The 266-nt window shown below is 58.6% G+C and carries 1 protein-coding gene; it reads left to right on the forward strand.

The window, feature by feature from the left end; genetic code table 11:
* A partial coding sequence (locus tag CVH10_RS21255) for an efflux RND transporter permease subunit (protein WP_146143230.1) occupies positions 1–266 on the forward strand: 266 nt, incomplete at both ends.

Consider the following 266-nt stretch of genomic DNA (forward strand, 5'->3'; position numbering starts at 1 on the left):
CTTGCGCGGCGACCTAGAAGCCATTAGGCGGTTGCCCCTGTCTCTTCCTGCGGGTAGCGCTTCAAATGGCAGCGCACGCATCAGCTTCATTCCGCTTTCAGAAGTTGCGACATTGGACCTGGCGCCTGGTCCAAATCAGGTGAGTCGTGAAGACGGCAAGCGACGGATCGTTGTGAGTGCGAATGTTCGCGGGCGCGACCTCGGTTCTTTTGTCACCGAAGCCAACGCCGCGCTCACCGAGCAAGTGAAGATCCCGACTGGATACT

It is taken from the genome of Halomonas sp. ND22Bw, assembly GCF_003011945.1.
Taxonomy (GTDB): Bacteria; Pseudomonadota; Gammaproteobacteria; order Pseudomonadales; family Halomonadaceae; genus Halomonas; species Halomonas halophila.